Origin of the sequence: Vibrio sp. JPW-9-11-11 (genome assembly GCF_013369335.1) — a bacterium.
GTDB lineage: Bacteria > Pseudomonadota > Gammaproteobacteria > Enterobacterales > Vibrionaceae > Vibrio.
Genome location: NZ_SZQJ01000009.1, coordinates 386,301 through 400,320, shown reverse-complemented (window position 1 = coordinate 400,320; position 14,020 = coordinate 386,301). Strand labels below are relative to the sequence as shown.

Genomic DNA, 14,020 nt, shown 5'->3' with positions numbered 1-14,020 from the left:
AATAATGAAAATAATTAGTTCCAAAATTGGCATAATCAATGCGAGCAGATGATTTAATTCTTTTCTCTCAAGTCGTAGAAATGGGAAGTTTTAGTAAGGTTGCAGAAGCAAATAACCTTACAAATTCGGTAGTTAGCAAAAGGATAGCGCGTTTAGAAGAAGAAATTGGTGTTCAGCTATTATACCGAACAACGCGTAAATTAACGTTAACAGAAGCGGGTAAGGCGTTAACGCACGGTGCTAAAAATGTGAAGCAAGCCGCTCAAGAAGCGATGGATGCAGTGTCGGGCTTTGGAGAAAAAGTCAGCGGTCATATCAAAATGTCGGTGCCGTCGATCTCGGGCGACTTAATTCTCGCCGATGCCGTTGCGGAGTTTTGTAATCTTCATCCCGGACTCACCGTCGATATGTCACTCGATAATCGCTTTGTTGATTTGGTCGAAGGGGGCTTTGATTTGGTCATTCGTACTGGCTATCTTGAAGATTCGAGCTTGATTGCACGACATATTCTCGATTCGCAATGGGTGGTGTGTGCGTCGCCTTCCTACATTGCTCGTAACGGCAAACCCTGCGATCCACAAGATCTGACTATGCATAACTGTTTGCAATACGCTTACCAAACCACAGGCGCTAGTGAATGGGAGTTTAAAGCGCAACAAGGCAATTACATCGTGCGAGTCTCGGGGTCATTTTCAACCGATAACGCGACGGCGCTGCGCAAGGCCGCCCTGGGTGGGCACGGTATTGCGTACGTACCAAGATGCTTGGTCTATCATGATATCCGCAATGGTCAGTTAGTCGATTTGTTTCCAGAGCAGGTTGGCAAACGACTGGGGATCTATGCGGTATATCCATTTACCCGTCAGCCGCCAAATAAGGTGAAGTTACTAATTGAACACATTCGCACGCGGTACTTGGCGATTTCGCACTATTTCTGAAAATGTCTAAGGTGTATCAACTGGAGTAACAAACGAAATTGCTGTCTTCGCTACCACTTCTATTCGACAGGTAAAGGTAGTGATCCTCAATAAAGTAGTTAATATCGACGGTGAGCCCCTCGAGTATTTTGATGTTTTCCGTCAACAGTGGTTGATTGTTGGGTTTGTCAGCCCATTGCAGGCTGACGTATTTCATTTTTAGGTTATTCTCTTGTTGCTGATAATGGACGAGATACACGACCTCGAAGCTGTCTGTGCGGCCATCATGGAAAGTGACTTCTCCTTTGTGGTACTGAGTCATCATATCTGCTGAGGTAAAAAATAAGGTATGTGATTCGTTAATTTCAGCAATGTTTTGGTATGCGCGTTGAGTGAAACCACTTTTGCTTTCAGCGCACACCCATCGAGTGCCATTCAATGGAGCTTGCCCCTGTTGGCTTTGAAGCGAATACATGCCTATTAATGACGCGGCAAACAACGCCAGACTATAAATTACACGCACTGTTGTGCTCCCTCACCACCATTTTGGCGATAGTCGCTACGAGATTTGTCCGGTCAATAGAGTACACGGTGTTGGTTGTACTCCGATGGGTTGAAACATCATATACAAATGCTTTGCTAGAAAGCTTTTGTGAATCGAAGAGGCTGTCAAAGAGCCTAAAATAGATGGTTACAGGACATTTTCCGATAGGTGTTTCATCGAGTGCATATTGTAACGATTCTATGCTCAACGAAAAGCGACTAGTGTTCTCAAACAAGATGAGGAGATTCCCATGCGATAGTTTTTGGTAGTGGCTTGAATCGGTAAACTGCGGACGAGGTGACCAAGGTTGTGAAATATAAACGGAAACCAAAACCAACAGCATTCCAACTAAGGCAACATGAAATAAGGTTGAGTTTACCTCTGAAGGCGGTGTTCTAAGCTGTGGGGTAATTAGGTTTGTAGTTGTGCCTGGTAATGTGTTTTGCAGGTTTGGTAAATGTTTCACCGTGTTTGGCAACGTGGCCTCTGAATCGGTTGGAAACACAATGTAATAACCGATCTTGCTGATCGTTTTAATCTCTACATCGCGCGCTTTTAATGAAATAAAGAGTCGACGAATTTCAGAAATGACATTGGTTAATGCTTGATCAGTGACAACTCGACCTTGCCAACACCTCTCATAGATGGCTTCTCTTCTGACAGGTCTACCGTGATTTTCAATCAATAGAAGCAAGACTTCATAACTCAATGGGCGCAACACAATAGAGCGTCCATTATTGTTACTCAGTGTCCTTGATTCAGTATCCAGAGACAAGTTGGACAAGGTGATGGGGTTCATGACAACTACTTAAATGCCTAGATGCGCGACGACGCGCAGTTACTTACCAAAAATTGGCCAGTTTATAAACTCATCAAGTAAAAGCAATAGTTTCATTGGTAAAATTAATAAAACATAAATAAATGCATATTTATCAATGTATTATGACGTTTTATTTTCAGGTGTGTGTTGATGATGAGAATAATATTATCAATCTATGAATCGTCTGTTGAGTTATTTGTTATCAAAAAAAATAGATTAGCGCCTCTTTGTAAACACGGTAAGTAAGAGAAAATGAAAAAGATAATATTAGCTTCAATGGTTTTTTCATCAGTTGTATGCGCTCAGGATATGAGTGGTTTCTATTTAGGAGCGGGTGTTGGTAGTACCAGTTTTTCCGACGATGGTTACACTTCTGATATCGGGGAAATGGTCAATATTCTCACTGGGGATTCTGCCACTACAGCGACAAATGAGCCTGATGGACAGACCTACAAATTCATTGCGGGTTATCAGTTTAACCGAGTGATAGCAGTAGAAGGTCAGTACACTCAGTATGCACCGATCAAAATTGAAAACTCCGCTTCATTCCTTGAGCATGAACTCGGACTTTCATCTTTTACCGTTTCGGCGAATCTAGGTTACACTTTTGATAATGGTCTACGTCCTTTTGGGACCCTTGGGTTAGGGACGGTTTCCCTCGATGAATCGGACTCGACTGCAGGAACCGCTCTGAGAATTGGAGCAGGACTAGAGTATAATGTTCGCCAACTTCCAGGGCTTTCATTGCGCGCAGCATATGAAACGGATTACTACAGCTTAGAGTTTATTGATAAAGAGTATACCCAGTCTATTGGCAGCTTTTACGTAGCAGCAAACTACAAATTTTAATTGAAAATCTGTAAAACAGCCGACGCATCCATGCGTCGGCTTTGTCGGCGGCCAAACCGAACTCTTTTTAGCTTAGGCGGCTTGGCTTGATTCGTCCAAGTCAAAGGATGCGGCGATCAGTTTCTTGGTGTAGTCGCTTTGCGGGTTGTGGAAAATCTCTTCAGCGCTCCCTTGCTCCATTACTTCACCTTTTTGCATCACCATCACTCGGTCCGACAGGGCTTTCACTACGCTAAGGTCGTGGCTGATAAACAGAAAGCCAATATTGTGCTTGCGTTGAATGTCTTTAAGTAATTCGATAACGGTTAACTGCACTGAGCGATCAAGAGCAGAGGTGGGTTCATCGAGTAAAATAAACGAAGGTTCGAGTATTAGCGCTCGAGCGATAGCAATACGTTGTCGTTGCCCGCCAGAAAATTCATGCGGATACCGGTTGATGGAGTAGGGATCCAAACGCACTTCTTCGAGCGCTTGGCGGGCTCGGGCCATACGTTCCTTTTGCGTTAGTTGAGGTTGGTGGACGGTGAGCGCTTCAGTAATGATGTCACCTACTGTCATACGCGGTGATAAAGACCCATACGGATCTTGGAACACCATTTGTACCTCTTTTTTAAGTTCAAATCTCTGTTTGTCAGACAACTGGCTAATGTCTTGGCCTTTGAACTGGATTCGCCCACTAGAAGGAAGCAGACCAATCAGAGCGCGGCCAAGCGTTGATTTACCCGAACCAGACTCGCCAACAATCCCCAAAGTTTCGCCTTGCTTGAGTTGTAGAGATATCCCTTTGACAGCCTCAAAGTACTGGTTCTTTTGCGGCAGAATATGAGATTTAATGACAAACTTAACCCGAATATCATCGGCTTTGAGTAAGGGGAGTGCCTCAGGGTTGACGGGTGTTTTGCTGCCTTTGGGGATGGAATTAATCAGCATTTTCGTATAGTCGTGGTGAGGAGCGTCGAATAGCGCCTGGCACTGATTCTGCTCAACCACCCTGCCTTTGCACATTACAATCACGCGGTCGGCAAAGTGCTTGACCACACCGAGGTCGTGAGTAATGAACAAAATCGACATCCCCATCTTCTGTTGGATCTCTTTAATTAAGTTAAGCACTTCGGCTTGAACAGTGACATCTAAGGCGGTGGTCGGCTCATCGGCAATCAAAATATCTGGTTCGTTGATTAGCGCCATTGCAATCATTATTCGTTGTAACTGACCGCCGGAAAACTCATGAGGATACTTAGCATAAGCTTGTTGTGGGTTGGGTAAGTGGACCAACTCAAACAGGTCAAGGACTCGATTCTTCGCCTGTTTAAGGGTAACACTGCGATGGCACATCATGGCTTCCGCCACTTGAATGCCGACTCGCATAAATGGGTTGAGGGACGTCATCGGTTCCTGAAAAATCATGCCAATGCGGTCTCCCCGTAGGCGTTGCATCTGTTTCTCTGACTGTTGCAGTAGCTCGTTGCCTTCAAACAGAATACTTGATTGCGAATGAACGATGGCATTGTTAGGCAGCAGTTGCATGAGTGCGTTGGTAGACACGGATTTTCCACTTCCTGACTCACCCACGATAGCCAGCGTTTCTCCTTGATAGAGGTCAAAATTAACCGCTTTGACTGCGTCGACAATACCGTCATTGGTAGAAAAGCTTACAGAGAGATCGCGAACCTTGAGTAAAGGTGTCTGTGACATGGTATTTCCTTATTAATTAATCGTGCGTACGCCGTCTACTGCGGCGTTGTATTGTTTTAGGGTCGAAAAATAGTGGTGAGCCTTTTGAACTTGCTCGAGCTCAAACATCCACTCAGCACTGCGCTGGGCACTGCAAAACGCCGCCATATGCTTGAGGAGATCTTCGCACTGCTGGTGAATGATAGATTGTGTGGCATGAACAAGCTCAAACGATTCAATCGAGATAAATTGAAGGTGAGCGTAAGTCTGGTTGAGTAAGTCAAACGCTTGCTGACGTTGGCCCATTTTATTGAGGATCTCAGATTGCGAAACCGCAGCGTCCCTAAGGCCAGTAATTAGACAACTAAACTGACAAGGTTGGGTCTGACCATCCGTCAGCGCACTTTGCAGGTGACTGGGTAGATACTCGAGTACTTGGTGATAGAGATAGTGCGCTTCAGGCCAATGGCCCTGTTGCAACAATTGTTCTGCTTTTAGATAGTGCGACCAGCACTGGTGTAAATCCATACCTATACCCTTAAACCTAACCAATGTGCGAACATTTAAATGCAATTGGTTATCAAATGCAAATGGATATCATTACTAATTTAAATTTATGCTGATCGGTTAAAAAATGTCCGCTTAGGCTCCAATTAGCTGTAAGTCACTAAATTATAATAAAAACTGACCTAAACTAGAGGCAAGAGAACAATAACAACAAGGATAGAGTGATGACGATTCAAAGACTTGAAGCAGAGCAGTTGTACTTTCCTGCTGAGCTAGAAAAGCTAGAGAGCAAGTCGACTAAAGAGTTGGCGCCTATCGATGAAATCGTGGGACAGGAGCGAGCTCAAAAGGCCGTCGAGTTCGCGATGTCGATCAAAGAGAAAGGGTATAACATCTACGCGATTGGCCAAAATGGACTGGGTAAGCGCACTATGATTTTGCGCTACCTCAACCGACATCAACACGACGCGAATGCGCTATTCGACTGGTGCTATGTGGCCAATTTTGAAGATATTCGTACACCAAGAGTGCTGAAATTGCCCTGCGGTGTCGGCAGTCGATTCCGTCAAGATATCGAAAAGCTAATGGCGAAATTACTCAATGCGATGCCACTCGCATTCGACAATGAACTCTATTATAGCCGTGCGGATAAACTGAAAAACCAGTTGGCGTCGAAGCAAGAGGCCGAACTGGAGCAGATCAGTAAAGATGCTAAAGAGGCCGGCATCAGTTTGACCATCACGACACAAGGCGACTACCAGTTTGTGGCGATGAATGGTGAAGAGCTTCACACAGAAGAGTCGTTTGATGCGCTGAGTAAAAAAGAGCAAGAAGCGTTCGGTGCGACCATCGATGCGCTTGAAGTCAAACTAAGAAACATGGTGCGCCAACTCACCGAGTGGGAAGAAGCGTACAGCGAGAAAATTAAAAAGCTTAATGATGAAGTGACATTAGACGTCATCACCCACTTTATCAAACAGCTCAAAAAAGATTACGCCGGTTATCCGGTGATTAAGACGTATTTAACCGAACTGCAGCAGGATATTGTCGAGAACGCCGATATTTTTCTTGATCAGAGCGCTGAGCAAGGCGAGGTTGCCAATGCATCGTTAGATAAAAAACTGCCGCGTCGTTATAAAATTAACGTCTTGGTAAGCCGTAAAGAAGATCTCTTCCCGATTGTGGTGGAAGAGAACCCCAACTACCACACCTTGTTTGGTTATATTGAAACGGCCACCTTTAAGGGTACCGTGTTTACTGATTTCTCGCTTATTCGCCCGGGTAGCTTGCATAAGGCCAATGGCGGAGTGCTATTGATGGACGCGCAGAAAGTGCTTGAGCAACCTTATGTATGGGATGGGCTTAAGCGAGCGTTAAGAGCACGTCAGCTCAATTTAACGTCTTTGGAGAAAGAAGTGACCTTGACGGGCACCGTATCGTTGGATCCTGAGCCAATTCCGCTCGATGTGAAGATTATTCTGTTTGGCGATTATCGTACTTACCAGCTATTGCAGCACTACGATCCAGAGTTTAGTGAATTGTTTCGAGTCACAGCGGACTTTGAAGATGAAATGAAGCGCGACGCGGACTCCGAGCTTCAATATGCTCGCTTTATCTCGAGCGTGGTGAATGATAACGGAATGCTGCACTGCGATCGAAAAGCCATCGCACGCATCATTGAACACAGCTCTCGCTTGGCAGGAGACCAAAATAAAATTTCACTCCACTCGGCCAATATCGCCAACCTTTTGCGTGAGTCAAACTACGTCGCGCGGCAGGCAAATTCCAACATGATTCGTTTGAGCCATGTTGAAGATGCGTTGGCAAACCAAGAGCTGCGAGTAAGCCGACTAAAAGACAGCGTGATGGAGAGCTTTATTAATGGCACGACGTTAATCCATACTCATGGTGAAGCGGTCGGGCAGGTCAACGCGTTGTCGGTGTTAAGCACCAGTGAGTATATGTTTGGCGCGCCAAACCGAATTACCGCGACCACCTGTTATGGTGAGGGTGAAGTGATCGACATCGAGCGCAGCGTCGATTTGGGGGGCAGTATCCACTCGAAAGGGGTCATGATTCTGAGTGCCTATTTGTCGTCTGTATTTGGCAAAACTGCCAAAGTCCCGCTCAGCACGACAATAACCTTTGAGCAATCTTACGGCGGTGTTGATGGCGATAGCGCGAGTATGGCGGAGTTCTGTGCAGTGGTTTCGGCGTTTTCGAAGCAGCCCAACCGTCAAGACATCGCGATTACCGGCTCGATGAATCAGTTTGGTGAAGCACAGCCCATTGGTGGTGTGAATGAAAAGATCGAAGGCTTCTTTGATGTGTGTGAAATCAAGGGACGTACTGCCGATCAAGGGGTAATCATTCCTCGTTCTAACATGCACAACCTGATGTTAAGACCTGACATTGTCAAAGCGGTAGAAAAGGGGGAGTTTCATATTTGGGCCATTGACCATGTGACCGAGGCGATTGAGCTCTTCATGGGGAAAGCGGCGGGAGTGCCAAGTGATGAAGGCAGCTATCCGATTGATACCGTGTTCGGTATCGCCCAAGCTAAGCTGAATGCATTGCGCAAGTAGCTGAGATTAATCGTTGCGCTAGAGCCCCGAAAGGGGCTCTTTTTTGTTGCGCTATAAGTCGATGATCTCATTACCCGATGTGGCCCCTTTTGCAAAAGAGGCAATGTTTCCCAACGTCGTATCAGCGATGTTGCCCAAGGCTTCGTGAGTTAAGAAAGCTTGGTGTCCGGTGAACAGCACATTGTGACAAGCAGAGAGCCTACGAAAAACATCATCAACAATAACGTCGTTGGACTTGTCCTGGAAGAATAGTTCTTTTTCGTGTTCGTAAACATCCAGACCCAGCGCGCCAATTCGACCACGTTTGAGGGCTTCTACGGCGGCGGCAGAGTCGAGCAGTCCACCACGGCTGGTGTTGACGATCATCACGCCGTCTTTCATCTGTTCAAATGCGGCTTCATCCAGTAGGTGATAGTTACCTTCAGACATAGGGCAGTGTAGAGTGATGACATCGCTACGCGCAAATAGAGTTTGTTTCGACACATATTGAGCGCCCATTTCAAGTGCTTGAGCGTTTTGGTAAGGATCATGACACAGAATTTCCATCCCTAGTCCCTTCAAAATCCTCATAGTCGCGACACCAATTTTTCCGGTGCCGATGACACCGGCGGTTTTGCCAAAGAAGTTAAACCCGACCAGACCTTCTAAATTAAAGTTTGCATCACGAGTTCTTTGATAGGCTTTATGAAAGCGACGGTTGAGGCTCATCATTAAGCCGACCGTATGTTCGGCCACAGACTCTGGTGAATAGGCAGGCACGCGTACCACTTGGATTTGATACTGTTTGGCGGCCTCAATATCAACGCGGTCAAAGCCTGCGCAGCGCATGGCGACCAGTTTCACTCCTTGCTCGGCAAGTTTCGCTAACACCTCACGGCTTAAGTCATCGTTGACAAAGCCACACACGGCTTGACAGTCATGCGCCATTTTGGCGGTTTTTACCGTAAGGGGGAACTCATGGAAGTGAAGATTAAGCCCGTAAGCTTGGTTAGCTTGGCGAAAAGAAGCTTGATCGTACGATTTAGAACTAAACACAGCGACATCTATCATAATAACCTCTCAAAAAGTGTCGGAGAGCAATGTCCCTATTGAATACCTATTTGCAATGAAAATAAACCATGACTTTAATAGGGCTAAGTTGTACTTGATTGGTAGCCTAAATTACTGAAATATAGAGCATATTGATTTTTAACCTCCGAGACGATGAAATGATAACTTTAACCCCAATGATCCCCTCTCATCTTGAGCAAGTGATGACACTCTCGGTGGCTGAAGAGCAACGGCCTTTTGTTGGCACCATTGACGAAGTATTGCTCAATGCCGACGACAAAGTTCACCCACACCTAGTGATGAAAGATCAGTGCGTAGTGGGCATTTTTCTTATTGATACTCAATATTTTCAGCTCTATCCGTTCGCAGATCCCACAAGCTTGGGTTTTCGTGCGTTTCTGATTGATGAGGCGCAGCAAGGATTCGGTTATGGGCAGCAAGCTCTGGGTCAGCTCGCTGAGTATCTTGCTCGGCACTACCCTGATTCTGAACGGGTCTTTCTCACCGTCAACTGTCGAAACGCTTTGGCATACCACTGTTACATTAAAGTTGGATTTGTTGATAGCCCAGAAAAATATTTAGGTGGTGCCGCTGGTCCTCAGCATATTATGTCGTTGGCACTCAAGGAGTAATTGAACAAATCAACGAGTTGTAATGATAGATATATTATTACCTCTAAAGTAGTACTGAATGTCGATCTCTGTCACTCAAAGTACTCATTTTACTGCTAGTTTTATTTATTGGACGTGGTCTTGGTAACTTTCGCAAATTGGATGAAGACGAAAAAGCCTAGACACAAATATCAGTAGATGGCTAGGAATATGGATATGATAGTGACGAAATTTAAAGAGGTCTCAATCGCTGTAAGGGCGTGGTCTATTTTAGTGATGTTTGCCGTGGGCCTGTTGGCCAACACACTGCTGAATATCGAAAAATCAAGAGAACACATGCGTGAGAACTACGAGCAAGGTGTCGAAACCTTGGTCGAAAGTGCGTTAGGTGTGTTGGGCCATTATCATCAAAAAATGCTCAATGGCGATCTGAGTGAGTCGGTGGCGAAAGAGAGGGCGCTGGAGGCGATCAGTTCGATGCGTTTTGATGGGGATAATTATATCTTCATCGGAGACAGCAGTGGTGTGCAGCTTGCGACGGGAGTCGCTTCTCTGCTGGGCACCAACATTATGGATCTGCAAGATAGTGAGGGCCGATATTTTGTCCGGGAGCTGTATCAAGTTGCCCGCAATGGCGGTGGTTTTGTTGACTACTACTGGAACAACCCCGACAAACAAACCTTAGATCCAAAAACAAGCTATGCCGCGATATTTCAACCTTGGAACTGGATGGTCGGTTCCGGTATGAACATGAAAGCGCTAGAAGCGGCAATGGTTCGCTCTGAAATGGCGTCGTTGACCTACGCCGCGGGTATTTTGCTCGTTCTTTCTGCGGTGGTCGCTTACTTTATCAAGACGATAACCTCACCGCTTAAACGTACCTTGAAAGCGATGCAGACATTATCTCAAGGGGAAGGTGACCTTACGCAAAGATTGAACGAAGAGGGCAGTAAAGAGCTGATCTATTTGGCGCGGTACTTCAACCAGTTTGTGGCGTCTATTCAGGCGATTATGCTCAATATTTCTGACGCCGGGGCACAAGTTTCGGCATCGGCGACTCAACTGTCTGACTCGGTGCATCACATTGATGACAGCCTTAATCAACAACAAAATGACGTAGACATGCTCGCGACCGCGATGACACAAATGTTGGCTACGGTTGAGGAGGTCGCGGGGCGCACTTCGGAGTCAAATGACGCCAGCCGCCAAGCCGCGAAGGAAACGCAAAATAGCCATGTTATCGTTGATAAAAATGTAGCGGAGGCGAATGCTCTTGCGGAACAAATCAATGAAGCCGTGGCAGTGGTACAGCAGTTGGCCAATGACGCCAAGAATGTTGATACCGTTCTTGAAGTGATTCGCGGAGTTGCTGAGCAAACTAACTTACTGGCGTTAAACGCTGCCATTGAAGCGGCGCGAGCAGGCGAGCAGGGACGTGGCTTTGCCGTAGTGGCTGATGAGGTGAGAACCTTATCTCAACGAACGCAAGAGTCTACAGTTGAGATTCAAAATATCGTTGAAAAGCTGCAAACGGGAGCGGAGAATGTCGTGGTGGTTATGAATCAAGGGGCTCAAAAAGCTAATCAAGCCTCTCAACTTTCGACCCAAGCTGGACAAACTCTCAATTTGATCAACCAAGAAGTTCATACCATTGAAGAGATGGCGCAGCATATCGCAACCGCTGCAGAACAGCAGACGGTGACGGTCAACGACATTAATCGCAATGTGGTCAGCTTAAGTGATATGGCTAGCTCTGTGTCGCAGGAGTCGACGCAAATGGCGAGCTCAGGTAAAGAATTACGCCGGGTATCCGAAAACCTCATCGGTATGATCAATCGATTTAAATTGGCTTAATCCACGCCATCGAATGGCATCTCGTTATTGGCTAGTGTTAGAATCGCAGCAAAATTCCAACACTAGCCACTGATATGAGACATTTAACCACAGCGGTTCACCCAGACATTGACCACTTAGACGACAAAACGGTTTTCAAGCGCGACGCCGCGCGAGCGATTGTGGTTGATGGTGAGGATATTCTTCTTCTCTATACCGAGCGTTATCACGACTACACCATCCCAGGCGGTGGGGTGGATGATGGCGAAGACATCATTGCTGCCATGGTTCGCGAATTGGAGGAAGAAACCGGCGCGCAAAACATCCATGCCATCAAGCCGTTTGGTATCTACGAAGAGTTTCGCCCTTGGTATAAAAACGATGCGGATGTGGTCCACATGACGTCGTACTGCTATACCTGCAAGATATCTCGTGAACTTGGCGAGACCAATTATGAAGATTATGAAGTGAAAAACGGCATGAAAGCCGTGTGGATCAATATTCATGATGCCATCGCCCACAACGAAAAAACCATGGCAGAAAGCCCTAAAAAGGGTTTGAGCATTGAACGTGAAACCTACCTATTGCACCTAGTCGTGAAAGAGATGCTTTGATAAAGTTCGCCTGCGTTATGCAGGCGCTTTTTATTTGTGCCAAAGCGAAGACTCCTCACTGTACGTCACTTTATTGCACTTAGTAATAAATTTACTTCTATACTTATCCAAGTAATTGAATTATTAATATTAATTTGTAGTATAAGGTCTCATGGATGAGATTAAAGGACTGAGGGATTAGGATATGAGAATGCTGTCTCGCTTGTTTATGGGAAGCGTTATTGCCGCTACTGTCAGCTTATCAGCGTACGCCGACGTGATAGAAACCCAAGTGTTAGTAGGTTTTGGTGAGCCCAAATACAGCCCAGATTTTACCCACTTTGACTACGTTAACCCACAGGCGCCCAAGTATGGCAAAGTGGTGTATGGTCAGGTTGGCACTTACGACAACTTCAATCGTTTTGCTTCGCGGGGGGTCGCCGCTGCATTCAGTGGTGAACTGTACGATACCTTAATGTACTCGCCGAGTGATGAAGTGGATGCTTATTATCCTCTGATTGCCGAAAGAGTTCGTTATGCCGATGATTACACTTGGCTTGAAGTGGATATCAACCCTAAAGCGCGCTTTCACGACGGGGTGCCAATTACCGCCCATGATGTTGCGTTTACTTTTGATAAGTTTATGAGCGAAGGGGTGCCTCAATATCGTGTGTATTACCAAGATATAAAATCGGTTACGGCTAAGAGCGAACTGACCGTTCGTATCGATATGGTTAATCCAAATCGTGAAAAGATGTTTAGCTTTGCCCAAGGCGCACGAGTGTTACCTAAACATTTTTGGCAAGACAAAAACCTTTCTGAGCCGTTATCCACTCCGCCCGTTGGTAGTGGCGCTTATAAAGTAAGCGACTATAAGCCAGGGCAAAGTGTTACCTATGAGTTGGTTGATGAGTACTGGGCAGCCGATTTGCCGGTTAATGTCGGACGTCATAACTTCAAACAAATTCAATATGATTACTATCGTGATGACACCGTCATGCTTGAAGCATTTAAAGCGGGGGAGTTTGATTTCAGGTTAGAGAACTCGGCCAAGTTTTGGGCAAACTCATACACGGGCAGCAACTTTGATAAAGGCTACATTGTAAAACAAGAAATTCCTCACCAAAAGCCAGAGAGCACGCAAGCATTTGTGTTTAATACTAAGCGCGATATGTTCAGTGACCCTAAAGTTCGTGAGGCGCTGACCTATGCGATGGACTTTGAATGGATGAACAATAATATGTTCTACGGCCAATATTCACGTACCCGAAGCTACTTTCAGAATACGGAGTATGAAGCCAAAGGTACTCCATCCGAGCAAGAACGAGAGATTCTTGAGCCATTTAAAGCCCAACTGCCACCGCGTTTGTTTACCCAAGAGTATCAGCCACCTGTGACTGACGGCTCGGGCCGAATTCGCAGCCAAATGCGCACCGCATTTAAGCTGCTCAAACAAGCAGGTTGGGAGCTAAAAGACAAGGTGATGACCAACAGTGCTACTGGGCAGCCAATGTCTTTCGAGTTGTTGATATATAGCCCGACCACAGAACGTATCGCCATTCCACTACAGAAAAATCTCGCCCGAATGGGGATAGAGATGAAAATTCGCACGGTTGATACCACGCAATACATCAAGCGCCTCAGAGACAGAGATTTCGACATGGTCTCATCGTCGTACTCTGCTAATGCCTACCCAAGCCCAAATTTGATGATTGTATGGAACTCCAACTATTTGGATTCCACTTATAACACCGCAGGGGTGACTGATCCCGTGGTTGACCACTTGACCATGGAAATCGCTAAACGTCAGCAAGAACCGCAAGCGCTACTGTCGTTAGGGCGCGCTTTAGATAGGGTACTGCAATGGAATTTTTACATTATCCCACAATGGCATGTGGGTAAGTATCGTGTGGCGATGTGGGATAAATTTGAGCGACCAGAGGTGTTACCTAAGTATGATCTGGGTATCGATACTTGGTGGATTTCAGAGCAAAAAGCTCAGTTGTTGCCTGAAAAGCGCCGTTAACAAGGGATTGC

The 14,020-nt window shown here is 45.9% G+C and carries 12 protein-coding genes; 7 read left to right on the top strand and 5 right to left on the bottom strand.

The window, feature by feature from the left end; all coding sequences use genetic code 11:
* Positions 1 to 38: 38 nt before the first annotated feature.
* Entirely contained in the window at positions 39 to 938 is a 900-nt protein-coding gene (locus FCU94_RS14110; protein WP_176289147.1) for a LysR family transcriptional regulator, read from the top strand.
* 16 nt (positions 939 to 954) lie between these two features.
* Here FCU94_RS14110 and FCU94_RS14105 read toward each other — a convergent pair whose 3' ends face one another.
* Positions 955 to 1,440, bottom strand: coding sequence for a hypothetical protein (locus FCU94_RS14105; protein WP_176289146.1), 486 nt, complete (start codon positions 1,438 to 1,440; stop codon positions 955 to 957).
* Positions 1,424 to 2,260 (bottom strand): winged helix-turn-helix domain-containing protein, encoded by an 837-nt coding sequence (locus FCU94_RS14100; protein WP_176289145.1) that lies wholly within the window; start codon positions 2,258 to 2,260, stop codon positions 1,424 to 1,426. The genes FCU94_RS14105 and FCU94_RS14100 overlap by 17 nt, the downstream gene beginning before the upstream one ends.
* Before the next feature lie 273 nt (positions 2,261 to 2,533).
* Here FCU94_RS14100 and FCU94_RS14095 point away from each other — a divergent pair, with 273 nt between their 5' ends.
* The gene (locus tag FCU94_RS14095; RefSeq protein ID WP_176289144.1) at positions 2,534 to 3,130 is read left to right on the top strand and encodes an outer membrane protein; all 597 of its coding nucleotides are present in this window, start codon (positions 2,534 to 2,536) and stop codon (positions 3,128 to 3,130) included.
* Positions 3,131 to 3,202: 72 nt separating this feature from the next.
* Here FCU94_RS14095 and FCU94_RS14090 read toward each other — a convergent pair whose 3' ends face one another.
* Positions 3,203 to 4,825: an ABC transporter ATP-binding protein gene (locus FCU94_RS14090; protein ID WP_176289143.1), complete on the bottom strand. Its 1,623-nt coding sequence runs from the start codon at positions 4,823 to 4,825 to the stop codon at positions 3,203 to 3,205.
* Positions 4,826 to 4,837: 12 nt separating this feature from the next.
* A complete protein-coding gene (locus FCU94_RS14085; RefSeq protein WP_176289142.1) occupies positions 4,838 to 5,332 on the bottom strand; it encodes a hypothetical protein in 495 nt (164 codons plus the stop codon).
* Positions 5,333 to 5,535: 203 nt separating this feature from the next.
* Between FCU94_RS14085 and FCU94_RS14080 the strand changes: the two genes are divergently transcribed.
* On the top strand, positions 5,536 to 7,896 hold the full coding sequence (locus tag FCU94_RS14080) for a Lon protease family protein (protein WP_176289141.1): 2,361 nt from the start codon (positions 5,536 to 5,538) through the stop codon (positions 7,894 to 7,896).
* Positions 7,897 to 7,947: 51 nt separating this feature from the next.
* Here the strand turns inward: FCU94_RS14080 and FCU94_RS14075 are convergent, their stop codons facing one another.
* Entirely contained in the window at positions 7,948 to 8,946 is a 999-nt protein-coding gene (locus tag FCU94_RS14075; protein ID WP_217906445.1) for a 2-hydroxyacid dehydrogenase, read from the bottom strand.
* Positions 8,947 to 9,104: 158 nt separating this feature from the next.
* Between FCU94_RS14075 and FCU94_RS14070 the strand changes: the two genes are divergently transcribed.
* From FCU94_RS14070 to FCU94_RS14055, 4 genes are all read left to right on the top strand, one after another.
* Positions 9,105 to 9,578 carry a GNAT family N-acetyltransferase gene (locus tag FCU94_RS14070; protein WP_176289140.1) on the top strand — a complete coding sequence of 158 codons (474 nt, stop codon included), beginning with the start codon at positions 9,105 to 9,107 and terminating at the stop codon, positions 9,576 to 9,578.
* 195 nt (positions 9,579 to 9,773) lie between these two features.
* On the top strand, positions 9,774 to 11,411 hold the full coding sequence (locus FCU94_RS14065) for a methyl-accepting chemotaxis protein (protein WP_176289139.1): 1,638 nt from the start codon (positions 9,774 to 9,776) through the stop codon (positions 11,409 to 11,411).
* 74 nt (positions 11,412 to 11,485) lie between these two features.
* Complete coding sequence (locus FCU94_RS14060) at positions 11,486 to 12,004, top strand: NUDIX hydrolase (protein WP_176289138.1); 519 nt, start codon at positions 11,486 to 11,488, stop codon at positions 12,002 to 12,004.
* Between the two features lie 208 nt (positions 12,005 to 12,212).
* Entirely contained in the window at positions 12,213 to 14,009 is a 1,797-nt protein-coding gene (locus FCU94_RS14055) for an extracellular solute-binding protein (RefSeq protein WP_255199280.1), read from the top strand.
* The last annotated feature ends 11 nt before the right edge of the window (positions 14,010 to 14,020 follow it).

Excerpts from the sequence above, each read along its gene's own strand:
- FCU94_RS14110 (WP_176289147.1), top strand. The coding sequence starts at position 39 with ATGCGAGCAGATGATTTAATTCTTTTCTCTCAAGTCGTAGAAATGGGA.
- FCU94_RS14100 (WP_176289145.1), bottom strand. The coding sequence starts at position 2,260 with ATGAACCCCATCACCTTGTCCAACTTGTCTCTGGATACTGAATCAAGG.
- FCU94_RS14095 (WP_176289144.1), top strand. The coding sequence starts at position 2,534 with ATGAAAAAGATAATATTAGCTTCAATGGTTTTTTCATCAGTTGTATGC.
- FCU94_RS14090 (WP_176289143.1), bottom strand. The coding sequence starts at position 4,825 with ATGTCACAGACACCTTTACTCAAGGTTCGCGATCTCTCTGTAAGCTTT.
- FCU94_RS14085 (WP_176289142.1), bottom strand. The coding sequence starts at position 5,332 with ATGGATTTACACCAGTGCTGGTCGCACTATCTAAAAGCAGAACAATTG.
- FCU94_RS14080 (WP_176289141.1), top strand. The coding sequence starts at position 5,536 with ATGACGATTCAAAGACTTGAAGCAGAGCAGTTGTACTTTCCTGCTGAG.
- FCU94_RS14075 (WP_217906445.1), bottom strand. The coding sequence starts at position 8,946 with ATGATAGATGTCGCTGTGTTTAGTTCTAAATCGTACGATCAAGCTTCT.
- FCU94_RS14070 (WP_176289140.1), top strand. The coding sequence starts at position 9,105 with ATGATAACTTTAACCCCAATGATCCCCTCTCATCTTGAGCAAGTGATG.
- FCU94_RS14065 (WP_176289139.1), top strand. The coding sequence starts at position 9,774 with ATGATAGTGACGAAATTTAAAGAGGTCTCAATCGCTGTAAGGGCGTGG.
- FCU94_RS14060 (WP_176289138.1), top strand. The coding sequence starts at position 11,486 with ATGAGACATTTAACCACAGCGGTTCACCCAGACATTGACCACTTAGAC.
- FCU94_RS14055 (WP_255199280.1), top strand. The coding sequence starts at position 12,213 with ATGGGAAGCGTTATTGCCGCTACTGTCAGCTTATCAGCGTACGCCGAC.